Annotated in this window: 39 protein-coding genes; all 39 read left to right on the top strand. The window is 68.3% G+C overall.

All coding sequences use genetic code 11. The annotated features are described in order from the left end of the window. The first annotated feature begins 76 nt into the window (after window positions 1-76). The 39 genes from WFK36_RS16490 to WFK36_RS16680 all read left to right on the top strand — a co-directional run bounded on the left by WFK36_RS16490 (window position 77) and on the right by WFK36_RS16680 (window position 22006). Window positions 77-337 carry a hypothetical protein gene (locus WFK36_RS16490; RefSeq protein ID WP_336792970.1) on the top strand — a complete coding sequence of 87 codons (261 nt, stop codon included), beginning with the start codon at window positions 77-79 and terminating at the stop codon, window positions 335-337. After that, on the top strand, window positions 334-798 hold the full coding sequence (locus WFK36_RS16495; RefSeq protein ID WP_336792972.1) for a DUF3850 domain-containing protein: 465 nt from the start codon (window positions 334-336) through the stop codon (window positions 796-798). Before WFK36_RS16490 ends, WFK36_RS16495 begins: the two co-directional genes overlap by 4 nt. After that, window positions 795-1064 carry a hypothetical protein gene (locus tag WFK36_RS16500; RefSeq protein ID WP_336792973.1) on the top strand — a complete coding sequence of 90 codons (270 nt, stop codon included), beginning with the start codon at window positions 795-797 and terminating at the stop codon, window positions 1062-1064. Before WFK36_RS16495 ends, WFK36_RS16500 begins: the two co-directional genes overlap by 4 nt. Continuing rightward, window positions 1061-1378 carry a hypothetical protein gene (locus WFK36_RS16505; protein WP_336792975.1) on the top strand — a complete coding sequence of 106 codons (318 nt, stop codon included), beginning with the start codon at window positions 1061-1063 and terminating at the stop codon, window positions 1376-1378. The genes WFK36_RS16500 and WFK36_RS16505 overlap by 4 nt, the downstream gene beginning before the upstream one ends. Further along, a complete protein-coding gene (locus WFK36_RS16510; protein WP_336792976.1) occupies window positions 1375-2880 on the top strand; it encodes a ParB/RepB/Spo0J family partition protein in 1506 nt (501 codons plus the stop codon). Before WFK36_RS16505 ends, WFK36_RS16510 begins: the two co-directional genes overlap by 4 nt. Then, window positions 2877-3062 carry a hypothetical protein gene (locus WFK36_RS16515; RefSeq protein WP_336792977.1) on the top strand — a complete coding sequence of 62 codons (186 nt, stop codon included), beginning with the start codon at window positions 2877-2879 and terminating at the stop codon, window positions 3060-3062. The genes WFK36_RS16510 and WFK36_RS16515 overlap by 4 nt, the downstream gene beginning before the upstream one ends. After that, window positions 3059-3895 carry a hypothetical protein gene (locus WFK36_RS16520; protein WP_336792978.1) on the top strand — a complete coding sequence of 279 codons (837 nt, stop codon included), beginning with the start codon at window positions 3059-3061 and terminating at the stop codon, window positions 3893-3895. The genes WFK36_RS16515 and WFK36_RS16520 overlap by 4 nt, the downstream gene beginning before the upstream one ends. Next, window positions 3892-4146 (top strand): hypothetical protein, encoded by a 255-nt coding sequence (locus WFK36_RS16525; protein WP_336792979.1) that lies wholly within the window; start codon window positions 3892-3894, stop codon window positions 4144-4146. Before WFK36_RS16520 ends, WFK36_RS16525 begins: the two co-directional genes overlap by 4 nt. A gap of 8 nt (window positions 4147-4154) precedes the next feature. Further along, window positions 4155-4799 carry a 3'-5' exonuclease gene (locus WFK36_RS16530; protein WP_336792980.1) on the top strand — a complete coding sequence of 215 codons (645 nt, stop codon included), beginning with the start codon at window positions 4155-4157 and terminating at the stop codon, window positions 4797-4799. Beyond that, window positions 4796-5317: a hypothetical protein gene (locus WFK36_RS16535; protein ID WP_336792981.1), complete on the top strand. Its 522-nt coding sequence runs from the start codon at window positions 4796-4798 to the stop codon at window positions 5315-5317. The genes WFK36_RS16530 and WFK36_RS16535 overlap by 4 nt, the downstream gene beginning before the upstream one ends. Beyond that, window positions 5314-5550 (top strand): hypothetical protein, encoded by a 237-nt coding sequence (locus tag WFK36_RS16540; protein WP_336792983.1) that lies wholly within the window; start codon window positions 5314-5316, stop codon window positions 5548-5550. The genes WFK36_RS16535 and WFK36_RS16540 overlap by 4 nt, the downstream gene beginning before the upstream one ends. Continuing rightward, window positions 5547-6146: a hypothetical protein gene (locus WFK36_RS16545; RefSeq protein ID WP_336792985.1), complete on the top strand. Its 600-nt coding sequence runs from the start codon at window positions 5547-5549 to the stop codon at window positions 6144-6146. Before WFK36_RS16540 ends, WFK36_RS16545 begins: the two co-directional genes overlap by 4 nt. Continuing rightward, window positions 6143-6868: a hypothetical protein gene (locus WFK36_RS16550; RefSeq protein ID WP_336792986.1), complete on the top strand. Its 726-nt coding sequence runs from the start codon at window positions 6143-6145 to the stop codon at window positions 6866-6868. Before WFK36_RS16545 ends, WFK36_RS16550 begins: the two co-directional genes overlap by 4 nt. Then, the gene (locus WFK36_RS16555; protein WP_336792988.1) at window positions 6865-7080 is read left to right on the top strand and encodes a hypothetical protein; all 216 of its coding nucleotides are present in this window, start codon (window positions 6865-6867) and stop codon (window positions 7078-7080) included. Before WFK36_RS16550 ends, WFK36_RS16555 begins: the two co-directional genes overlap by 4 nt. Further along, window positions 7077-7481 (top strand): hypothetical protein, encoded by a 405-nt coding sequence (locus WFK36_RS16560; RefSeq protein WP_336792989.1) that lies wholly within the window; start codon window positions 7077-7079, stop codon window positions 7479-7481. Before WFK36_RS16555 ends, WFK36_RS16560 begins: the two co-directional genes overlap by 4 nt. Continuing rightward, the gene (locus WFK36_RS16565; protein ID WP_336792991.1) at window positions 7478-7900 is read left to right on the top strand and encodes a hypothetical protein; all 423 of its coding nucleotides are present in this window, start codon (window positions 7478-7480) and stop codon (window positions 7898-7900) included. Before WFK36_RS16560 ends, WFK36_RS16565 begins: the two co-directional genes overlap by 4 nt. An 86-nt stretch (window positions 7901-7986) precedes the next feature. Beyond that, window positions 7987-9435, top strand: coding sequence for an HNH endonuclease (locus WFK36_RS16570; protein WP_336792992.1), 1449 nt, complete (start codon window positions 7987-7989; stop codon window positions 9433-9435). Window positions 9436-9448: 13 nt separating this feature from the next. Continuing rightward, window positions 9449-9613: a hypothetical protein gene (locus WFK36_RS16575; RefSeq protein WP_336792993.1), complete on the top strand. Its 165-nt coding sequence runs from the start codon at window positions 9449-9451 to the stop codon at window positions 9611-9613. Continuing rightward, the gene (locus WFK36_RS16580; RefSeq protein WP_336792995.1) at window positions 9610-9885 is read left to right on the top strand and encodes a hypothetical protein; all 276 of its coding nucleotides are present in this window, start codon (window positions 9610-9612) and stop codon (window positions 9883-9885) included. The genes WFK36_RS16575 and WFK36_RS16580 overlap by 4 nt, the downstream gene beginning before the upstream one ends. Next, complete coding sequence (locus tag WFK36_RS16585) at window positions 9882-10619, top strand: hypothetical protein (protein WP_336792996.1); 738 nt, start codon at window positions 9882-9884, stop codon at window positions 10617-10619. Before WFK36_RS16580 ends, WFK36_RS16585 begins: the two co-directional genes overlap by 4 nt. A gap of 103 nt (window positions 10620-10722) precedes the next feature. Next, window positions 10723-10971 (top strand): hypothetical protein, encoded by a 249-nt coding sequence (locus tag WFK36_RS16590; protein ID WP_336792998.1) that lies wholly within the window; start codon window positions 10723-10725, stop codon window positions 10969-10971. Beyond that, window positions 10971-11303 (top strand): hypothetical protein, encoded by a 333-nt coding sequence (locus tag WFK36_RS16595; protein ID WP_336793000.1) that lies wholly within the window; start codon window positions 10971-10973, stop codon window positions 11301-11303. The genes WFK36_RS16590 and WFK36_RS16595 overlap by 1 nt, the downstream gene beginning before the upstream one ends. A 109-nt stretch (window positions 11304-11412) precedes the next feature. Next, the gene (locus WFK36_RS16600) at window positions 11413-11757 is read left to right on the top strand and encodes a hypothetical protein (protein ID WP_336793001.1); all 345 of its coding nucleotides are present in this window, start codon (window positions 11413-11415) and stop codon (window positions 11755-11757) included. Then, window positions 11754-13322, top strand: a complete 1569-nt coding sequence (locus WFK36_RS16605; protein WP_336793002.1) for a hypothetical protein — start codon at window positions 11754-11756, stop codon at window positions 13320-13322. The genes WFK36_RS16600 and WFK36_RS16605 overlap by 4 nt, the downstream gene beginning before the upstream one ends. A gap of 22 nt (window positions 13323-13344) precedes the next feature. Then, window positions 13345-14688: a phage portal protein family protein gene (locus WFK36_RS16610; RefSeq protein WP_336793003.1), complete on the top strand. Its 1344-nt coding sequence runs from the start codon at window positions 13345-13347 to the stop codon at window positions 14686-14688. Between the two features lie 10 nt (window positions 14689-14698). After that, window positions 14699-14926, top strand: a complete 228-nt coding sequence (locus WFK36_RS16615) for a hypothetical protein (protein ID WP_336793004.1) — start codon at window positions 14699-14701, stop codon at window positions 14924-14926. A gap of 4 nt (window positions 14927-14930) precedes the next feature. Next, entirely contained in the window at window positions 14931-16448 is a 1518-nt protein-coding gene (locus tag WFK36_RS16620) for a phage protease (RefSeq protein ID WP_336793005.1), read from the top strand. 2 nt (window positions 16449-16450) lie between these two features. Continuing rightward, complete coding sequence (locus WFK36_RS16625) at window positions 16451-16825, top strand: DUF2190 family protein (protein WP_336793006.1); 375 nt, start codon at window positions 16451-16453, stop codon at window positions 16823-16825. 16 nt (window positions 16826-16841) lie between these two features. Next, window positions 16842-17750, top strand: coding sequence for a major capsid protein (locus WFK36_RS16630; protein WP_336793008.1), 909 nt, complete (start codon window positions 16842-16844; stop codon window positions 17748-17750). A gap of 14 nt (window positions 17751-17764) precedes the next feature. Beyond that, the gene (locus tag WFK36_RS16635; protein ID WP_336793009.1) at window positions 17765-18238 is read left to right on the top strand and encodes a hypothetical protein; all 474 of its coding nucleotides are present in this window, start codon (window positions 17765-17767) and stop codon (window positions 18236-18238) included. Next, complete coding sequence (locus WFK36_RS16640) at window positions 18235-18636, top strand: hypothetical protein (protein WP_336793010.1); 402 nt, start codon at window positions 18235-18237, stop codon at window positions 18634-18636. The genes WFK36_RS16635 and WFK36_RS16640 overlap by 4 nt, the downstream gene beginning before the upstream one ends. Continuing rightward, window positions 18623-18949, top strand: a complete 327-nt coding sequence (locus WFK36_RS16645; protein ID WP_336793011.1) for a head-tail adaptor protein — start codon at window positions 18623-18625, stop codon at window positions 18947-18949. The genes WFK36_RS16640 and WFK36_RS16645 overlap by 14 nt, the downstream gene beginning before the upstream one ends. A 1-nt stretch (window position 18950) precedes the next feature. Next, complete coding sequence (locus tag WFK36_RS16650) at window positions 18951-19226, top strand: hypothetical protein (protein ID WP_336793012.1); 276 nt, start codon at window positions 18951-18953, stop codon at window positions 19224-19226. After that, complete coding sequence (locus tag WFK36_RS16655) at window positions 19223-19612, top strand: hypothetical protein (protein WP_336793014.1); 390 nt, start codon at window positions 19223-19225, stop codon at window positions 19610-19612. The genes WFK36_RS16650 and WFK36_RS16655 overlap by 4 nt, the downstream gene beginning before the upstream one ends. A 92-nt stretch (window positions 19613-19704) precedes the next feature. Beyond that, on the top strand, window positions 19705-20544 hold the full coding sequence (locus tag WFK36_RS16660) for a hypothetical protein (protein WP_336793015.1): 840 nt from the start codon (window positions 19705-19707) through the stop codon (window positions 20542-20544). Between the two features lie 119 nt (window positions 20545-20663). Further along, entirely contained in the window at window positions 20664-20930 is a 267-nt protein-coding gene (locus tag WFK36_RS16665) for a DUF7427 family protein (RefSeq protein ID WP_336793016.1), read from the top strand. A 13-nt stretch (window positions 20931-20943) separates the two neighbouring features. Then, window positions 20944-21243 (top strand): hypothetical protein, encoded by a 300-nt coding sequence (locus WFK36_RS16670; protein WP_336793018.1) that lies wholly within the window; start codon window positions 20944-20946, stop codon window positions 21241-21243. Continuing rightward, on the top strand, window positions 21243-21551 hold the full coding sequence (locus tag WFK36_RS16675; protein WP_336793019.1) for a hypothetical protein: 309 nt from the start codon (window positions 21243-21245) through the stop codon (window positions 21549-21551). Before WFK36_RS16670 ends, WFK36_RS16675 begins: the two co-directional genes overlap by 1 nt. After that, window positions 21548-22006 carry a hypothetical protein gene (locus WFK36_RS16680; protein WP_336793021.1) on the top strand — a complete coding sequence of 153 codons (459 nt, stop codon included), beginning with the start codon at window positions 21548-21550 and terminating at the stop codon, window positions 22004-22006. The genes WFK36_RS16675 and WFK36_RS16680 overlap by 4 nt, the downstream gene beginning before the upstream one ends. Window positions 22007-22026 lie beyond the last annotated feature (20 nt).

Here is a 22026-nt window from a genome sequence, read left to right on the forward strand (position 1 = left end):
GGCCGCCACAGTTCCGATGGCTAGATACGACATCCGAATCCACAGAGAGAGGCAGGACCCGGGCCGCGGGATACACGTGAAGGTGTTCGCCAGCAACGTGACGGAGGCCGAACAGAAGGCCCTCAGCCTGGGCGGAAAAGACTACCTGTGCCAGGCGACGTTGCAATCGATCACCGAGGTTGAGCAGGAGGCGCACCGCCTCGTCCCCGCGATGAAGCAGTGCGACATCCTGCGCGCGGCGGTGGAGATCGTCGCACGCGAAACCGGCCACGACCTGTACAACGTGACGGCACTGGCTGACCGCCTTGAAGCTGAGCAGACGGCGGCGGTCCGATGACTGTCCACACCATCAAGATCCGCACCGAATGGTGGGAGCGCGTCGCATCCGGCCAGAAGGTCGCCGAAGTCCGCAAGCTCGATCGCGACTATCAGGTCGGAGACCTAGTCGAGCTTGTCCCTGTTCGCGAGGGGCTCCTCGGAGTGCTCATCCGGGATGCGTCGCGAGGTGTCATTACCGCAGAGGTAGGCCACATCGTGCGCGGCGGCGCGGCAGGGAACATCGGTGTCACCGCCGGGTACGGCGTCCTCTCGCTCATCGAGGTGTCAGTGGGGGAACCGCCGGAGCCGGCCGTCGAGATCGAGGACGAGGGCAAGCCGGAGAGGCTCTGCGGCGCGACGTTCAGCACCGGCATGAACCTGGTCTACTGCGAGCTCGCCGAAGGCCACGACGGCCGGCACGCGCAAGCCACTTTCACCGTCGCGCCGACTTACGCCGCCGGGGACGGTGGCCGGTCATGAACGACGTGGACGTCCTGCGAGCCGCCGCGAAACTGATGGATGACAAGGACGGTCGCCAGACCAGGACCAGTGAGGCCATCCGAGATCGGGCCGCCGTGCTCGAGCGTGCAAGCCGCGAGCGGAAAGCGCTTGTGGAGAAGTGCATCAAGGCAGGGCTCGCGGCAGACGCCGACCTCGCTGGCGGGTATGGAAGCAGCCCGAGTCGGTATCGCATCTTCGTGGATGCGGTCCTTGATGTCGCCCTCGCCGACGGGCCGCCGCCGTGAGCAGGTCGCGGACCGCGCCGTCGGGGACGCGGCACGGTCCGCGCGTCTGCCGGGACTGCGGCGACCCGGTCCACTGGTGGCGCAACAGCCGCGACACCGCCCGGTGGGTGTTGGTCGGGTTCTCGCCCGACGACAAAGGCACCGTGCAGAAGGTCATTGGCACTGACCCCGACACCGGTAAACGCGTCCCGCTCGCTCTGGTCCTGTCTGGTCTCGATCTCGCGGAAGCGGTCGCCGACGGCCGTCTCCTCTTCCCGCTCCATCACACGACCTGTTCGGCCCGTCGCCGAGCAGAAGAAAGGTCACGCACATGACCACCGCTCCCGAGTACCTCGACATTCCGGTCGAGGACCTGATCCCGCACCCGAGCAACATTCGCCGATCCGTCGACGTCGACACGTTGGTGCCGTCGATCAAGGCGCAGGGCGTCCTGGAACCGCTCCTGGTCGCGCCGACCATCACCGCCGCAGGCTTCGACGAGGACGGGTTCGTGGTTCTCGCCGGGCATCGTCGTCTCGCCGCCGCCAAAAAGGCCGGCCTCACGACGCTCCCGTGCTGCTACCGCGCGGACCTCATCGACCCGACGGCGCAGATCGCCGTGATGATGGCCGAGAACGTTGAGCGTGACCAGCTCTCGGCCGCCGAAGAGGCCACGGGCGTGCAGGCCATGCTCGACCTCGGCAACAGCGTGTCGGCGATCGCCAAGGATCTCGGCATGTCCCGGACCCGGGTCGCGCAGCGCGCGAAGATCAGCAAGCTCGACGACACCATCCTCGACAAGGTCCACACGCACGCTGTCACGATCGCCGACGCGCTGTTCATCGCCGAGCACCCGGACTACACCGAGCAGCTCGAGGAGGCACTCGGCACCAACAACTGGGGCCAGCAGGTCGCCGCGGTCAAGCGCGCCGTCAAGGCCAAGCGCGAGTACAAGGCGTCCGTCGCTGCCGCCCGTGATCGTTACGGTGCCGTGGAGACCGAGGGCCCGGCGATCTCCGCAGTCGCGCAGCGCGACTTCGGAGACCTCGCCCCCGGTACCGCGACCGATGTCGCGTATGCGCGCGGTGCCACCTGGGTCGAGCAACTCGAGTGGATGGACGAGGCCGTCGCCCAAGCCGAGAAAGACGACGTAGACCACCGCGTGTACGTGTTCCTGAGCTACTCCACCCGACCGCAACTGGTGATCGCGACGGTACGTCCGGTGGAACAGGAGACGAGCGCGGAGCCTGACACCGACGCCGCGGAACCTGTGGACGAGCCCGCGGCACCGCCCGCAGAGATCGACGAGGCACTCAACGCCGACGTCGTCGACTCGGACCCGGACGTCGAGGCAGCCCGGCGGGCGCGCGCCGACGCTCGCGAGGGACGCGAGGCGGCAACAGATGCCCGCCGCACGTTCATCCGCGAGCTGTCGACAGATCGCCTGACCACTGCAGCCGATGCCGCGACGGAGCTCCTGGCGAAGATCCTTGAGCCGTCCGAGGACGGACTGTGGCTGTCGTGCGACCTGCGGTACGTCGACGTCACGCTCGAGGACCTCGGGTGGGAGGCCTACGACGAGGCCGCCCGGGGATGGATGGCGGCCTCGACGCCCGGCGAGATCGGCGCCGCAGTCGTCATCGCCACCGTCATGGACACCTGCGAGCGATTCCTCCGAGACGAGCCGACCGAGTTCGCGCTGACGACGCTCGCTCGACGCGCCGTCGCGTACGTCGAGTGGCTGCGCGGCATCGGGCACACGTTCTCCGACGTCGAGGAGCAGATCGCCGCCGAGTACGCCCAAGCCGTCCGCGTCGCCGACTCGGACGACGAGTGACCGACCTCGGCGCGTCGTCCGCGGACGCTTGGTGGGCCTCGCTCCCGCTCAAGCGACGCGAGCAGATCTGCCGGTGGGTCCGCAACCAAGACAGCCCGGACGACGTCGGCGAGATCCCGGGCCAACGCGCGATCTTCGACGTCGTCGACATCCCTATCTCCGAAGGAAACCGATCATCATGATGTTGTTCGACTTCACCGTCGGCACCTCGGACATCCGCAAGGCGCTGACCGCCGTGGCCGCGCACGCCGCGTCCCGGCCTGAGAACGCCCGGTGGTGGCGAGTCCGCATCCACCTCGACAACGACGGCATCCTCATCGCCGCGTCCGACATGTTCTCTGCAGGCATGGCCGCGGTGCCGGTGTGGGCGACCGGAGACACCGTCATCGACGAGGGATCGTTCGACATCGCGCCCCTCGACGTCCAGAAGATCCTGGCTGTGTTCAAGGTCGGCAAGGAGAAGCCGCAAGAGGGCGGGTCGCCGCAGTTCCTCCTGCGCGTCCAGGTGCACGACGAGCAGTTCCCCGCCGAGTCCAAGGACGACCCCGACGTCACTGTCCCGATGATCACCCTGACCGACGTCTCGGGTCTGATCCCCGGCGAGACACTCGAGGTGACGCTCCTGCCGCCTGACGACACCTACCCGGACTTCCCGTCGATGTTCGCCCGGTGGCGTGCCCGCGAGCTCTCCGCGCTCGACACGGTCGCCGTCGCCGGCGACCTCCTCGGCCGACTCAAGACGAGCGCGAGCGCGTACGGATCGTCACTGATCCTGTCCTCGCACTCGGGCTCGATCGTCGCCTACTGCGGCGAGAAGTTCATCGGCGCCGTGTCGCCGATGCGCCTGGTCGCCGACTACCGGACCTCGTTCGACGAGACGTCAACGGCCTGGGACGAGCGCCTACCCCGATCGACTGGCTTCGATCTGCGGACCGCGACCGGCCTGCACTTCATCGACCCCACCGACAAGCCAGAACCCGACGAGGACGACACCGACAAGGACACCGACCAGTGACACCGCGCATGAAGGCCCGCGTCTACGCCGGGCACTCGGTCAGACTCCCCGGCCACCTCGACGAGAACGGCGAGCGAACGGTCGTCGAGCCGTACGTCCCCGTCACCCTGCGACCCGCTGGTCTCGACGACGACGGCAACACCCTGTGGCTCATCCCGGCCGACGCGTTCCCGCCCGGTGCCCGGATCTCGACACCGCCCCTGCCGCCCGGCGCCCGCCTCGTCACCGCCATCCCACGCCCGAACCAGTAGGAGACACCATGACCGACCAGACAGACGACTCCGCTCAAGCCGACTACGTCGCAGACCTGCCCACGTTCGCGATCGTCGACGTCGAGACGACCGGCCTCGACGTCGGCCGACACGTCGTCCTCGAACTTGCCGCCATCATCTACGAGCCCAACGATGTCGGCGACTACCACGTCTTCGACGTCGTCGAGTTAGTCCCGAATCACCACCTCGAAGTGTTCGCCCACGCCGCGCCGGAGGCGATGGCCAAGAACCGCTACTACGAGCGACGCGTTGACAAGCGCACCCTTCGATCCGACTTGACCGAGGACATGCTCATCTCGCTGCAGGGCAAGCTGTCCGACGTCACCCTCGTCGGCGCCAACCCTGCGTTCGATGCACGGTTCCTCGACGCGCTCATCGCCGACAAGATCCCCGACCTGTACACCTCGGAACCGCCGTGGAACTTCCGACTCCTCGACGTCGAAGCACTCACGATGGGCCTCAAGAAGCTCACCCACGTCCCCGGCCTGACCGAGTGCGCGAACCTCTGGGGCATCCCCGTCGACCCGGCACAGGCGCACACCGCGCTCGGTGACGCCTGGACGACCCTGCGCGTCCTGCAGGCCTGCCTCGGCCACCCGATCACCCCGCACATCGCGGCGGCCACCCGATGAAGGCCAAGATCACGCGCCGCCAGCTCGTCGCCGACAACCGCCAGATGACCGCCGTCATCGGCATCCTCGCGTGGCTGCACGCAGAGCAGTCGCACATCGCCGCCGAACAGACCAAGGCACTCGCGACCACCCGCGCCGAGTACGTCCGCGCATCCGGTATCGCCGAGGCCGCACAGATCACGATCGCCACGCTCGAGAAGTCCGAGGCCAAGTGGCGCACCCTCGCGCAAACCACGATCGACCAACCGCCGGCCACCCGGTCGGTCCTGATCGACGGTCACGGCCTGTGGTCGCTGCGTGCACTGTCTGTCGCGCTTGACGAGTTCGATCGCTGCCGCGACATCGCACGGCGCGTCACCGAAGCACGCGACAGCATCCGCCGCCTGACCAACGACTCGCACTTCATCGGCATGTGCCACCCGATCTACGAGCAGGCCGTCCGCCTCCTCGACTCGCTCCTCTCCGACGCCGTTCCGCCCCGCCATCTGCACACCTCGACCGACAGGACCAAGCCATGACCGCCGCATTCACCCGCCGCACTGCCGCGGCGATCCTCACCGCCGCCGTCGCCACCACCGGACTGACTGCGTGCCGCGACACCAGCACCGACCGCTACTACGACGAGCAGGTCATCGTCTACCAGGACCGGCCCGGGCACACCACGACCAGCACCACCACACGCACGATCACCAAGGCCAAGCCGAAGGTCCGCATCACCAAGAACCGCACCACCAGGAGCAACCGCCGATGACCCTCGATCTGCAGTCCGTCGTCGGGCCGATCCCCGCAGGCGATGTGCCCGCCGCGTGGTGGATCACGACCGCCCCGGTAGAGATCGCGGCGTATGACCTCTACCGCCTCAAATACGCCGACTACTTCGACAACCGACTCAAGCCGCTCATGGATGAACTCGGCGTCGACACGGCCCGCACGTGGAGGTCTCCGCGCGGGACCTCACTGAAGGGATTCAGCGTCCCTCGAGGGATGGGCACGTGGCCCTCTCACCCCGACTACCGCCCGGTCCCGGACGGGTGGCGGATCGACAAGCAGAACAACCTGCTCGTGCCGATCCGGCGGACCAAGGCCGACCGCGACAGCGCTGCCAACCGGATCATGAAGGACCTACACGCCGTTCCCTCGGCAGAGCGCGTCATGTCAGGTCTCGCGCGCGAGCTGCACCTGCCTGGACACCTGTACTGGCCTCATTACCTCCGCGGCACGGCATCCATCATCGCCTACGTCGGTGGCGACCCGGACCGCGCTGACGTCCCGTACGAGGTCGACGAGAGCATCTGGACTCGCCGCACCGTAGCGGAGTGGCGTGAGCTGCAGGAGAAGGCCTCATGAGTGACATGTGGACCCTGCGCGACAAGAGCGCCGGCTCGAAGCTCACCGACGAGCGGTTCCCTGACCCGAAGTCGGCCGACGACCGTACGCGCTCGGTCATCTGGTCCGGGCGTCACTGGGTCATTCTCAGCCCATCCGGCACGGTCATGGCTGACTCGAGCGATCGCCGACCGAGCCCGCTCGATCAGGTGATCTGGGATCATCCCACCTTCGACACCGCCACGCTCCTCGCCAAGGCGCGCGCGGCACTCGAGGAGGACAGCGGGGACACCGAGGCAGCGATGCTCGTCGAGTGCATCGCCGAGCTTGAGCGGCTGACTGCGATGCATGGCGACTGGAAGATCCACCGCGACGAGCTACGGGCGGACCGTGACCGAGCGCAGGCATGGGCGGCATGGTTCGCCGCCGAGCGTGACTTTTACCTGCGCGACTACGACGAGAACGCTCGATGGCACCACCGTCGAACGAGACAGGCAGAGGCGGCCCTTGATCGCCTCGTCGAAGCTGAGCGAGCCGCGCGGGTGGAGTATCAGCCCCACCGCTGGCGGTGGATCAATGGATTCTGGGCCGAGTGCTCGTGCGGCCTGCGCGAGAACGGCTTCCTAGCGCCGCCAATCCGCCGGCGGATGGAGAAGCACGTGATCTCCGCGACCGCCGCTGATCTCGCCGCGGCGCAGATCCGAGAGGCAAGGCAGATCCGAGCAGTCAGGCGCCACTCGTGAGCGGCTACGTCATCGGCCCGCCGTACATGACGCGTTCTGGATACCCGGGGATGTACCCGGTGCCGAAGCCTCGGCAGGCACCTCGCGTGCCCGTGTACTTCCCGCGCATGAAGGTTCGCGGCCATCGCCGTCGCCGCAAATGGGAATGGCAGACCAGAACGTTCCGCTCGGCCCTCGCCGATGCTCGAACCGGATTGGACCGAACCGAATGAGCTACAAGTACGTGCCGCTCACGCGGAAAGAGCAGAGCTGGGTGGTCGAGACGATCGTCGCTGAGACCGACAGGGACCGCCGAGTGTTAGTCGTCGCCGAGCAAGTCAGCGAAGCCGGGTACGTCGCATACGTCGCGGCCGGAGAGCTCGCGAGGAACCGCACGACATGGCTGACCGGTGGCAACCACGATCCCGCCACGATCAAGCTCAGCGGCCGGTTCGCGGCGATGTTCTGCGCCCGTCGCAGCGTCGCGCGGCGAGCAGCCGACGTCAAGGTCGACACGGTCATTCTCTGCCCGCGCGTCGTCCTCTCCGACGAGGCGAAAGAGGTGTGCATCGCAGCGTGTGCAGACTCGCCGCTGCCCCGATTCATCAAGTACCCAACAGCGAAGGCGGCGTGACCATGGAACAGCCCGGATACGACGTCGCACCCGACGGACTGTCGTTCGACACCCTGCTGCCGTGGCAGCAGAAATGGGTGTCCGACCACTTCGGCTATGGACGCGTCGAGGCGTGCTGCCACGACAAGTTCGAGTGGTTCGACGAGGCCGTTGAGCGGTGCCCGGCGTGCGGCGCGAGGAACCCCGCGAGCTTCTGGACGATCTACACCGCCTCGGTGAGCACGGTGATCGACAGTCTCAAACTGCTCGGCATCGCGATGGGGCCGACAGTATCCGCGCTGTCGGCCGCGTACGAGGCCATGGTCGCTGACATCCTCGCGTCCGGCCGCCCGCCGCGCACCCCAGTGTTCTACCCGCGGATGAAGTACCGCGCCCGCCGGCGCCACGCCGGGTTGACCCGCACCGGGCGCCCGCGATGACCCGCGACGGTCGCCGCGCTCGCGGCCCGCCCAACCAGCAACTACAGCCCCTTGGTTCCGTCTCCCCGTGCTCTGAAAGAGGTCCAGTGTTCTTCCAAGTCGACGATCAGCTCCCGAGCTCTAAGAAGCACCGGTCGTTGACGGAACTGGCCCTTGCCGGCGACCCGAACGGGTTCGCCGCGATCGGCATGTGGACGATGCTCGGCGCACAGGTGCAAGCCACCCTCACCGACGGCGTGGTCTCACGTGCAGACGTCCTGCGGGTCGTTCTCAACGTGGGCCTGGCCGAGCAGTGGATCGGTTTGCTCGTCGACGTCGGACTGCTCCACGGCCACGGTCACGACTGCCCGCGCTGCGACGCCGTCGATCCCGAGTCGTGGATCTTTCACGACTGGTGGGCCCTCGGCTACGACAAGGCCGCGCAGGTGTCGGTGACGCGATTGAAGATGAAGGAGCTCAAGAACGCCGAGATCATCAACGCAGTGTGGGCCCGCGACTGCAGGGACCCGGCCAAGCCGACACAGGCCTACTGCCGGTACTGCAGCAAGGTCGTCAAGCGCAAGGACACCCGGTCTAAGCCCGGCGACCGCGCGCAACTCGACCACGTGGACCCCACCGTCGCCACCGGCGCACGCAACATCGTCGTCGCGTGCGGCGACTGCAACCGCAAGAAGGGCCGTCGAACGCCTGAACAGGCCGACATGACGCTGCTGCCCGCACCCCGCCAACTCGACACCGGAAGCCCTCGACCTGCCACCCCGACAGGCCACGAGGCGACCACACACGGCCCTGAGAGCGACCGCCGCCCGCGATCGACCTCGTCGACGAGCCCGCGACCCACCACCCCGGTGGAGACCGCACGCCGCGACCAGGACGACACCGCTGAACGCGCAACCGCACCAGGACCCGCCGAGACGGACACCAAGGACACGCGACCCGCCGTGGCCGACGCTGACCGCACCCCGCGACCGAACCCGACCCCGCAGAGCCCGCGACCCACCACGGTGGCACCCGCACGCCTCGAGGACCCGTTCGGCACCGCTGACCGCGACCAGCGCTCGACCACGGCGGACCACGCGCCGTCCACACAGGCAGCACCGCCGCCGACCACGGCCCGACCAAACCAAGACCACCCGAAACCAGCTATGCCCGCACGCGGGACGCGCGCGAGCGCGCGCCAGGCAGGGTCAGGGCAGGGTTCATCCTTGGGTTCTCTAACTGGGTTACACACTGCTGAGCCACAGGCTCAGCAGCAGTCCGGGCGTAAGCGTCGTCGTCGTGGCCGTAGAGGCTCTGGCACCGCACAGCCCGCACAGGTGATCTCTCCCTCCCACGACGCAGGTGAACCACCACCAGCCCCTCAACCTCCGCGATGGGATGCCGGTGAAGCTCCCGTCGTCCCGACCGCCGGTTCGCTCGGCTCGCCGTACTTCGGCTGGCGCGGACCGCCGGATGTCCTCGACGAGGACACGATCTGCCCCGACCACAACACCCCGATGCCGTGCCGCCGCTGCGTCATCGCCGACACCGACTAGGACAACCCACACCATGGCCCGACCCGTGAAGATCACCAACCGACTGAACCGCGACACTGGTCTGTGGGCGGTGACAGCCCGCGACGCCGAGACCGGCCTGCTGCTCGGCCGCATCAGCACCACATCGGCGCAGGCGGCGCTCGACATCGTCCGCAAGTGGGACGCGGGCCTGCTGTGACCGCCCGCGAGCCCAAGCGCGAGCCGTGCCGCTCGTGCCGATCCGAGGTCATCTGGGGCACCGACGCCAACACCCGCAGCCTGACTCTGATCGACGCGGATCCGTCGCCGAACGGCAACGTCAGTCTGTACGTCGACGACAAGGGCGGCGCGCACTTCGTCGTCTTGAACCCACTCAAGGCCGCCGCGATGCGAGCAGCCAAGCAGTCGCTCTACCTGTCGCACTTCGCCTCGTGCCCGCAGGCCGCTAACTGGCGAAAGGGTCGACGATGACCGACTACGACGTGACCACTCACCGGTCGTGGGGGCAGTCGGGACCGCGCCGTGTCGACCTGCGGCCACGTCGCCGGGTGTCGGCGTCTCGCCTGCGGGTGCTGCTGCTCGATCTCGCGGCCGACTGGCTGATGCTCCACACACTGATGCCTCGGCCGATGTCGGGCCGCGCAGGGCGTCGCGGGCCGTCCGGCGCGGTCGAGTCCGGCCACCCGGCCGAGTGGGCGTCCGACCAGGCCGCCCGCATCGCCGACCTGCTGTGGTCCTGGCACGACATGACGGCGGCGTACCTCGACGAGTCGCGGCCCCGAGTGATCGTCGAAGCCGAGCACCGCCGCCGTGAGAGCGACGTCGTGAAGGCCGCACTGAAGTACCTTGAGCCGCGCCTCGGGTCGATGCTTGAGGGCGGGTGCTGGCGTCCGCAGTCCGAGCTGCCCGTCCCGTGGGCCCGGTACTGGGACTGGCTCGTGGAAGACGAGGCGTTCGACGAGCTGTTCGATCTGCACCGTCAGATCCGCAACGCGACGGGCCGTGGCCGGCCGAAGTACATCCTGCCGATGCCGTGCCCGTCGTCGGACTGCGGTCTGCTCACCCTCGAACGACAGGCGGGGATGGCCGGCCGCGAGTTCATCGTGTGCGGTGCGTGCGGCTACTCGGTCGACGAGGGCAACTACCCGTTCTTGGTGGCGGTTCTCGTCGACACGCTCGACGCCGAGGCCGTGGCGAAGCTGTGAGTGATTCGCGTATCATGGTTGCAGCGGCACTCGTGTGCCCGAAACCTCCTCGACCGCACAGCGGCGTGGAGGTTTTGTCGTCTCACGGGTCGAGAGGGGCACCATGACCGCGACACTGACCGCACCTGACGGCGTCGACTCGCTGCTCACTGCAGCCGAGGCCAGCGCGCTGGCTCGCGTCTCGGCGATCTCGGTCCGCAACTGGGCTAACCGCGGATACCGAGGCGTCGACGGCCAGTGGCACCGCCTACCGGTCTCAGGCAAGGACCGACAAGGCCGCAACCTCTACAAGCTGATTGACGTGGCCAAGGCCGAGCGCGCGACCCGTGCTCGTGCCCGCCGCTCACACTGATGGTCACCACCACCGAGAAGGGCCTCGGCTGGACGCACCAGCAGCAGACAGCGGCCCTCAAGGCCGACCACACCGATGGTGAGCCGTGCTGGTGGTGCGGCCAGCCGATGTTCCTCGACCCGGCCCGCAACTGGGACCGCAAATCGCTCTCAGGCGACCACTCGGTACCCCGCGCGGCCGGTGGATCGGTCACTGACCGCCTCCTGCACGGCACCTGCAACAGCGAACGCGGCGACGGTAGCCGCGATCACCTCCGCCCGGCCGGCGGAAACGACGTCGACCCGTCCGAACCTGACCCGCTGGGCGTCAGACGCTTCGACTGGCCGTTCTGACCTGCACAAACAGGGGTGGGTGTCCGATTTATCAAGGGGGGTACCCACCCTGACGGCCTCGGTCGTCAGTCTTTTTTTCGTGCAAAACCGCTGGTGAGGAGGTTGCCAGATGTCCGCCGACCTCATCGAACTCACCGACGACGAGCAGCTCCTCTACGACGATCTGCTCGCTGAGTCCGAGTCCGAGGCGGTCCGCACGCTCGCCGCCGAGGCGATCCGCGTATGGCGGCGCTTGTGCGAGCTCGACCGCGTGCTGAGCGGCGACCGCGAGACCTGGCTGACCATCACCGACGGCCACGACGGCGACATCTCGCTCCGGATCGACGGCGCGCTCGCCGAAGCGCGCCAGCAGGGCGCCGCGTACCGCGGACTCGTCGCCGACATTCGCAAGCTCGCGCCGGTCAACGGCACTGGCGGCGGTGCCAACGACGATCTCGCGGGCATGCCGACATGACGGCGACCATCCTCGAGTTCCCCGGACTCGAGGGACGACAGGAACCGCACCACCTGCAGGTGACCCCGGCGTTCGCCGGGAGCGAGAAGCACGGCGACGCGGCCTGTCTGCTGCAGTCACGCGTCGCCCCGGGCAAGCGGTTGTTCCCGTGGCAAGACGAGTCGATGCACGCGACGCTCCGCTGGAACCCCGAGACGGGCCTGTGGACGCACTCGACGTGCGTCATCATCGTCCCGCGCCAGAACGGGAAGTCGGAGATCCTGCTCTACCGCGCTCTGTACGGCCTGTTCGTGCTGGGCGAGACGATTGTGTTCTCGGTGCAGCGGTGGAAGACCGGCAAGAAGATCGCCGACCGATTCTTCAAGATGGTGCGCGCGCGGTCGTCGCTGCGCCGTCATCTGGCCAAGGCTCCGACGATGTCGGCAGGCCAAGCCGAGATGGTCCTCAACTCGGGCGCGTCGATCAGCTTCATCACCCGGTCGCCTGACTCGGGGACCGGCTTCGAGGGCGTCGACCTCGTCATCTACGACGAGGCCTACAACCTGTCGGCCGGCGACAAGTCAGCGCTCGACCCGACACAGCTCGCCTCACCCAACCCGCAACGGATCTTCGCCTCGTCCGCTGTCAACCTCGACATCCACGCCAACGGCGTCGAGCTCACCGCGCTGCGCGAGGAGGGCCTCGCGGGGAACTCCGAAGGCCTGTACCTCGCCGAGTGGATGGCCGCGCCGAACATGGACCGGCTCGCCCCGGCGACGTGGCGCTACGCGAACCCGAGCTACGGGATCATCCAGACCGACGCGAAGATGCGCGACGCTCTACGCGGGCAGACCACACAGCGCGCCCGCACAGTGTTCGACGTGAACTACCTCGGCCGCGGCAAGTGGCCGCGCCTGGCCACCGACGTCGTGTCGATGTACGACGACACCGTCCTCGATCACGCCGAGTCCATCGGCGCCGCTGACGATCTCGTCCTGCAGCACTCGATCGCGCTGTCGGTCGATCGCAGTTACGCCGGCCGAGAGTGGTCGATCGCCGCCGCACAGCTCACCGCCGACGATCAGCCGTACCTCGAGCTCGGATTCACCGGGACCGCGACCAACGCCGACATCGTCGCCAAGATCAAGGCCGTCGTCGACGCGTGGGACCCGGTCGTGGTGGTGATCGACAACAAGAGCCCGGCGAAGGTCCTCGTACCGCTGTTGGTCGCTGCAGGCATCGAACCGGTGCTCACTCACGCCGGGCACATCGCCGCGGCGTGCAAGGGCATCGAGGACGACCTCCTCGACGAGCAACTCGCCATGGCCACCCAACCGGTGCTGCGTCAGGCGTGGACGGCGGCGGCCAAACGCACGATGCCTATGGGCGACTGGGCGTGGGACCGCGTCGACGGCGGCGAGACGATCGCGCCGCTCGTCGCGGCGACTCTGGCCCGGTGGGGCCTGCTGACCTACGGACTGCGCACAGGCGGCACACTGCCGACCTCGCCAGCCCACGCCGTCGCCGAGTGGGAGACCTCGTCGCTGGACATGCCCGACTTTGACCCGATGGCCGCAGGATTCTGACCGAGCCGAGGAGGTGCGCACCATGAGCATGCCGCTTGCTGAGATCGGCTACGTCAACGGACGTGGACAGGACGTCGCACTGTTCGACGAGTCCGAGCGCATCGCCGACCTACAGTGGCCCTCGTCGGTCGCGGTGTACGACCGGATGGCGACAGACGGTCGCGTCGCGTCACTGCTGCAGGCGATCGGCCTGCCGATCCGACGCACCACCTGGCGACTCGACCAGAACGGCGCCCGCGACGAGGTCACCGAGTTCATCTCGAAGAATCTCGGCCTCCCGATCGTGGGAGCCGACGACGCGGTCGTGCCGACCTCACGGCGCGGCGGTGCGCGGTTCTCGTGGGCCGAGCACCTCGCGACGGCGCTGACCATGCTGCAGTACGGGCACAGCGCGTTCGAGCAGGCCTACCGCCTCGACGACGAGACAGGCCTGCTGTGGCTGCGCAAGCTCGCACCGCGCCCGCAGAACACGATCAGCAAGATGACCGTCGCCCGCGACGGTGGACTCGAGTCGATCACCCAGTCGCCGCCTGCGTTCGACGGCCGCGTCCTGTACGCGCCGGCCGAGGTCGAGATCCCGATCAGCCGCCTGGTGATGTACGTCCGCGACATGGCGCCGGGCATGTGGATGGGCCGCAGCCTGCTGCGCTCGGCCTACCGCGAGTGGTTGCTCAAGGACGACATCATGCGCGTGCAGGCCACCGCGATCCGCCGCAACGGCGCAGGCATCCCGGTCGTCACGTGCGCGAAGGACGAAACCGATCAGGTCAAGCGGGCCGAAGAGATCGCCACGTCGATGCGCGCCGGCAACAACGCCGGTATCGGTCTGCCGCCCGGATGGAACGCACAGCTCCTCGGCGTCCAGGGCAACCTGCCCGACACGCAGCTCGCGATCGCCGGTCACGACAAGGCGATCGCGCTCGCGGGTCTGGCGCACTTTCTGAACCTCGACCGCGGCGGCTCGTACGCGCTCGCCTCGGTCCAGGCCGACACGTTCGTCCAGTCGGTGCAGACCTTCGCCGAGTCCGTCCGCGATACCGCCAACCGGCACATCGTGTGGGACCTGGTCGACCTGAACTGGGGGCAGGACGAGCCCGCCCCGCTGATCGTGTTCGACGAGATCGGCACCCGACAGGATGCGACAGCCGCCGCGCTCAACATGCTCGTCGGCGCCGGGCTGCTCTCGCCCGACGTACTCGTCGAGCGCAAGATCCGCCAGGATCTCGGCCTGCCCGCCGCGCCGCCGAACCTCGACGACACCACCGACGTCGAACCGGGCGCGGCCCCGATCCTGCAGCCGGTCGCCGCCCGTCGTGGTCGCCGACGTCTCACCACTCCCGACCCGGCACAGCCCGGGCTGTTCTAAGGACCCGCCGATGGCTGATCGCCACCCCGCCACCGAGCACCTGCTCTCACTGTTCGAGATGCGCCGCACTGACAGTGCGGAGCTCGACGCTATCTACGCCGGATTCACGCAGCTCGCCCACGACGTGGCCAACCGCCTGCCGGATGGCCCCGAGCTGACGACCGGTCTGCGCAAGCTCCTCGAGGCTAAGGACTGCTGCGTGCGTCAGGCCATCATCGGCCAGAAGGCGAAGGCCTGACCCGATGACTGCGCCCGCCGTCGACGTCCCGGCGCCGCCGCCGCTGTCGCACCTGCCGGGCGTCGAGCTGATGCACACCGGCACGTGGGACGCGTCCAGCGGGCGCCACACGTTCACGACCGACGACCTGGCCAACGCGGTGGCCGCCCTCGAGTGTCCGGCCGTGCGCCGGCCGATTCTCAAGCTCGGCCACACCGACCCGCGGTTCGACGGCGAACCGGCGGCGGGGTGGCTGGCGAACATGGCCACCGCAAACGACGGGCACTCCCTCGTCGCCGACTTCGTCGGGATGCCGGGATGGCTCGGCCCGATCCTCGCCTCGGCGTTCCCTGACCGGTCGATCGAGGGCCAGTGGGACTACCGCTGCGCGATCGGCCACAACCACGGGTTCGTCCTGACGGGCCTGGCGCTGCTCGGTGTCGCGCACCCGGCGATCGGCACTCTCGCGAGCCTGCAGGACGTCGGCCGCATGTACGGCGTCGAACTGTCCGAGGCGAGCGGGCCAGCGTTCACGATCGACCTGAAAGGACCACCCGCCATGTCCAAGACGACCACGGTCGCGGCGACTGTCAGCACTGAGGACGTCCGCCGCGCCTACTACGACGACGCGCCGTGGGAACTGTGGATCGAGGAGATATCCCTCGAACCGCTGCAGCTCATCGTCGTCAACGACGAGACCGGTGAACGCCTGCGCGTCCCGGTGATCGTCGACCCCGACGGCAACGGAGCCGACGGCGTCGAGTTCGGTACGCCCGTCGCGGTCGTCGTCCGGTACGAGGACGTCACCCCGGCCGCACCGGCAGCCGCCGACGCCGACGGCGAGTCCGTCGCCGCGTCGGCATCTCAGACCGTTCGATACGCCAGCCGTACCGAATCGCGCCCCGACCGTCCGGTCGCGGCGTCCACTCCCGCCGCAGCAGCGGACGGGCCATCCGAAGGAGTATCGGTCGTGGAGATCACGAACGAAGACCTGGCCGCGCTGCGCACTGCGCTCGGCCTGGACGACACCGCCGACCTCGCGGCGATCATCGCCGCCGTCACCGACACAATGACCACGTTCAACGAGATGATCGCCGCGCTGCGCACCGCGCTCGGCCTCGAGGAGACCGCCGACTTCGCGGCGATCATCGCCGCCGTCGAAGCGCTCGTCGCAGCGGCACCCGAGGGCACCGAGGTGGCCGCCGCCGCGGGCAGCGTCGTGAGCATCGACCGCGAGGCATTCGCGTCGCTGCAGCGCGACGCCAAGCTCGGTCGTGCCGCCCACGAACGCCAGGAGAGCGAGGCCCGCGAGAAGGTCGTCGACGACGCGATCCAGCTCGGCAAGATCCCGCCGTCGCGCCGCGCGCACTGGCTGACCCTAATGTCGGCCGACCCCAAGGGCACCGCCGACACCCTCGCGGGGATTCCCAACGAGACCGCGTTCCCGATCGCCGAACGCGGCCACTCGGTCACACCCGAAGTGTCTGCCGCCGCCGGCGGCGACACCGGATGGTTCAACACCGCACCGACTAAGGAGGCCTGATCATGGCGAACGAGAACATCGGAATCTACGAGCCCGGCCGCAATCTCAGCGTCCGCTGCACAGCGGCGGTGGTGGGTAAGCGGTTCCTCAAGATCTCCGGCAACCGCGTGAACGGCAACATCGCCGCCGCCCACGCTGACGCTGCCGGGCGCGTGCTCGGTGTGTCCGGCCGAGACGCCGCCACCGGCGAACTGGTCAACGTGCTGCGCGGCAACAGCCGCGTCTGCGCCGTCACCGCAGGGGCAGCGATCACGGCGTTCGCCGAGGTCGAGGTCGGCACCGACGGTAAGGCCATCCCCAAGGCATCGGGCGTAGCCGTCGGCTACGCCGTCACCGGAGCAGCGTCGGGCGCCGACGCCGAGATCTCCCTGTACTGATCGGAGAACAACAACCATGACCAGTCCTGCACCGGTCGCGTACCCGCTGGGTGCGCCGACCGTCACCGGCAATCAGCTCACCGTCGACCTGGCTCTCAAGCAGCCCGGCCGCATCACCAAGCGCATCGCGGACCTGACGCTGCAGAAGTTCATCGTCGACCGCATCTTCGCCTCGTCCGGCACGACAGTCGCCTCGGGCGCGGTCATCTACGACCAGGTCACCCGCAACGAGCTCTACACCGACCGCGACGTCGAAGAGCGCGCACCCGGCACCGAGTACGCGATCGTCGGTTCCGATCGAGGCCAGCCCAACGTCGCCAAGTCCGAGGACTGGGGCGGCAAGATCTGGATCTCGGACGAGGCAGTGCGGCGCAACGACAAGGTCCACTTCGACAACCAGGTCACGTCGCTGGCGAACACCATCGTCCGCAAAGTCAACACCCGCGCGGTCGCGACCCTAGAGGCCGCGATCGCAGGGCTGGGCGGTGCGGGCGTCGTTCCGGGCCACGACTGGTCGAACGTCACGCTGTCCGGCACGAGCCCGACACCCAACAACGAACGGCCGTTCGCCGACTTCGCCGGTGTCCAGCTCGCCGCCGACGTGGAAGAGCTCGGTGTTGTGTACGACCTGTGGCTCATCAATCCCCAGGAAAAGCACAACCTGAAGATCGCGTACGGCCCGGACCTCGACGAGATCCTCAAGGACTCCGGACTCGAGCTATTCGACTCGAACCGCGTCCCCGCTGGTACCGCCTACGGCGTAGCTCGCCAGCAGGTCGGGTTCCTCGACTACGAGCAGGGACTCGCCACCGAGACCTGGCGCGAGCAGGCGACCAAGCGCAACTGGGTCCAGTCCTCGGTGCTGCCGATCATGGGCGTCACCAACCCCTACAGCATCAAGAAGATCACCGGCCTCGCCGGCTGATCGGAGGAGATCTGATGGCTAAGCGCACAATCGCCGTCGCAACCTGGGAGTACCTCGTCAAGGGAGGGAAGCGGCGCCGCGGATACTTCGGCGACGTCGTCGACCTCTCTCCCGCGGAGATCAAGCGCGGCGAGGCCGCAGGCGCACTGGCCTCGGCCAAGCGCCCGCAGTCTCCCGCGCCGTCACCGGACGAGGGGACGCTGCCTCCCGCCGACGAGTCGACTGTCGACACCGGCACCTCGACCGGTGAAGGCGACGCGTCGGCCGGCGACGGCGACGATGACGTCCTGTCCGGCCTCGACACCGACGCCGACGGCGACAACGCCACGGGGGATGCGCCGGCCGACGGCGACGAGCCTGCCGCCGTGGCACGGCCGAAGCTGACCGCACCGCACGCGGAGTGGATCGAGTTCGCCGTCGCGCAGGGCATGGACCGCGCCGAGGCCGAGGGCACCGACCGCGCCGACCTGGTCAAGGCACTGTCGTGAGCGGGGCCGTGCCACCGGCATTCCTGACTGTCCAGCAGCTCGAAAGCCAGTGGCGCGGCCTCACCACCGCCGAGAAGACACTCGCCGAGTCTCTGCTGGACTCGGCCGGTGTGGCGATCCGCGAGGCGTACCGCGAGGCCCGCGGCGTCGACATCGATGACGCGCACCCCGCGGCGGTGACCGTGTCGTTCGACATGGTGCGGACCGCGATCTCAACTGGCGCTTACGCCGGGCACACCGCCTACTCTCGCACCGAAGGACCGCGCGCCAAGGGCGGAACGCTGATCGCGCCGGGCGGTTCGCTTGAGCTGACCGACTGGCACCGCAAGCAGCTCGGTCTGCCGATCGGCACACTCGCTCAGGCCTACTTCGACGACTGCTCTGATGCTCGGTACTGAGACCGTCACTGTCGCCGGTGACCTTCGCCGCGACAGTGACGGCAAGGTCGTCCCGGCCGGCGGCGCGCCGGTCGACATCGACGGGTGCTTGGTGACGCCGCTGTCCTCGGCCGAGGCGATCGAGCGGGGCCGGGAAAGCTCGGACTCGCTCGTGCGCGTCCAACTGCCGATCACTGCGGGGATCACCAAGGATTCGGTTCTGATCGTGCGCGGTCTGCGCTACACGATCGACGGCGACTCTCTCGCGTTCATCGCTGACGATGACCCCGAACTGTCGGGGTACGACGTCGTCGGCTACCGACGGAAGGGCTGACATGGCCAGGTCCGGTTTCCGCCGCGATCACCGCGGTATCGGCGAGATCCTCAAGACGCAGGCGGCGCCGCTGGTGAACGAGCTTGCCGAGCAGGTTCGGGCGCAGGCGGCCTCGGCGATCGACGACGACACCGTCGAGGTCACGGTTACGCCGTACACGACGGACCGATCGGCGGCGACGGTCACCATCGCCGACCCTGACGGAATGGCGCTGCAGGCTCGCGACGGTGTCCTCACCCGGGCGGCTGCTGCTGTCGGGTTGGAAGTGAAGGCGTGACGATCCGTCAGCCTGCCGATCCGGCGCAGACCATCAAGGATTGGCTCGCCGTCGAGCTGCCGAAGATCTGGCCGCAGGTCCGCGTGGTCCTCGAACTGCCCGACGACTGGGAACTCGGCGCGGATCCGGTGCTCGTCGTCGCCGACGATGCCGGCCCGGTCGTCTGGCCGATCCTCACTGCGCACACGATCCGCATCTACTCGATGACCACCGGCCGCGACACCGAGTACGTGCGCCGCGCGCTGGGGCTGCTGCTGTCGCAGAAGGTCCCCGGCATCGCATCGATTCTCCCCGGCACCTCGGTCATCGAGGCCCGGGACAAGCGCACCCGCGGGGACCTCGCCTCGGCGACGGTCCGCGTCCGGGCGCGCACTGTCGTCGTCTAACTCGCGGCGACGCTCTCTGATCCACCACCCCTCTCGGGTGGCTACCGCACTGATCCATTCATCCACCACACCCTTAGAGAGGGGACCTCACCATGGCTGGTGATCCGAACAACGTCAAGATCTGGGCCGGAGCAGATGTGCTCGTGCTCAAGCCGTCCGACATCCCGCAGGGCCAGAGCATCGAGGACATGATCCCGGCGACGGTCAACGACCCGTTCCCGCCCGCGTGGCGCCCGGCAGGTCTGCTGTCCGGCGATGCCGGGTTCGAGGAGTCGGTCGAGTGGGACAAGACCGAGCACACCGCGTGGGGCTACGGCGTCATCAAGATCGGGTTCAAGGACTTCAAGATGGAACGGAAGTTCACCACGCTCGAGGAGAACCCGACGACCCGCTACCTGCGGTCGAAGAACGACACGGCCGACCGAGTGAAGGTGTCCAAGCCCGCCGAGGTCTACACCGCGTACGAGACCCGCACCGACGAGGGCGACATCGAGCGCCTGATCTCGCTGATGCCCGCCACCACCGAGTACGGCGGCCGGACGAAGAACGAGTCGGACCTGCCCGAGGTCGAGTTCACGCAGACCATCGTCCCCAACTCGGACAAGGAGCTGTTCGCGGTCCAGTCGACCGCCGACGACTTCGGCCTGACCGCCTTCGACCTGACGGTCGCGATGGTCGGTACTCCGACCGGCGGCACCTGGAAGCTCATCGTCGCAGGGCAGGAGACGACCGCGCTGCCGTTCGACGCGGCCAACACCGCGGTCAAGGCCGCGCTCGAAGCACTGTCCACGGTCGAAGGGACCGTCACAGTCAGCGGCGCCGGCGCGACGCCGTGGCGTGTGGTCTACACCGGCGAGGGCGCACTCGTCCCGGGCGACAACTCGCTGACCGGTGGCACCAACCCGAAGGTCACGGTCGTCACGACCCCCTGACCTTCGCTCTAGTCGTCGGGCCCTCTAGGGGCTCGACTCGTCCCGGCCGGGTTCTTGTGCGGTGCCCGGCCGGGACGCTCTCCCACATCACCGCACGATCACCTCCTCGAGGAGCACTCGTGGCTACGGTCTCGCGCTCTGCCCCCGTGATCGCCTGGTCGATCCTGCTCGGATCGGTCGTCGCCTACGAGGCGCAGTGCGTCGCACGGGACCGACCCGAGGATCTCCTCACTCGCGGCGTCGCCCGCGCCCGGTCGCGCTCACCACGCCACCGGGCCGGTGTCGACGCCGCCATCGTCATCACCGCCGCACACCTGATCGGTGTGCTGCCCCCTCGCATCGACCCGTTCGCGCTGGCATTCAGCGCGGCGTCGATCCTCCGCTGAATCGAGTCAGATCATGAGCCGCACTCAGATCACCCGCGACACCTACCCCGACCAGTACTTCGCGCTGCTGCCGCTGCTGCAGGCCCAACCGGACCTGTGCCTCGGTAACGGCGTCGTCCGTGTCCCGGACGGCCGCGGGTGGATCGTCCAGTCGCCCCTGCACAAGCCGTTCGTCGAGGTCGAAGTGTTCGTCGTCGACGTCGACGAGCAGTTGCTCCCGACCGATGCGACCGGCGACGAGGTGCTCATCGAGGACACGCTGCGGCGGATCGAGCTGCCCGAGGACTTCCCGCTGCCCAAGGCCGGTGCCTGATGGCGCCGAAGGCCCCGACCGAGGCCGAGATTCAGGCAGCCGCCGAGCAGCTCGGGCTGTTAGACGAGCACGGCCGCTACGACCGCGCCAAGCGCGGGCACCTGGCGAAGGCCGTGATGATCGCGTGCGCCGAGCGTAAGTCGGCGGCGAAGGCGAACACGAACCGGTCCCGGTTCGTCGCCGAGGTCGCCGCCCTTGAGTCCGAGCTGATCACGGCCGGAGTCACACCACAGACCACCGCCGGAGTAGTGGCCGCAATGAGTGCGGCGCTCTGGCGTGGAGTACGAGAGGAAACCGCACAGCTATGACCACCGACATCAGCATCGACGACTACGACGCCGACGAGTACGCCGATAACGTCCCTGCCGCTCCCAAGCGCGCGAAGGCGAGCAAGCCGAAGAAGGCCAAGGCCGCAGGGCCCAAGCTCCCGGGGAACCGCGAGGAGCGCCGCGCAGCGGCACGCAAGAGCACCGCTGTCGAGCGCGAGGCGAACGGAATCACGGTCGCCCGCATCGAATACGACGGCGAGACGTACTGGGTCCCTGCCGACGTCCTGGACTGGGACCCCGAGGCGATGATGGCGTTCGAGAACCAGAAGGCAATGAAGTTCCTGCAGGGCATCCTCGAGCCCGACGAGGACGGCCGGGACGGGTTCGCGCACCTGATGGAAGTCAAGCGCCGCAAGGGCTACCGGATGCGTCAGCTCAACGAACTGTACGAGGAGATCGCCAAGGCTCTGGGGTTCGTCTCGGCGGGAAACTAGCCGCCCTCGTCGCGCTGCTG

This window comes from Gordonia malaquae, assembly GCF_037148075.1.
GTDB lineage: Bacteria > Actinomycetota > Actinomycetes > Mycobacteriales > Mycobacteriaceae > Gordonia > Gordonia malaquae.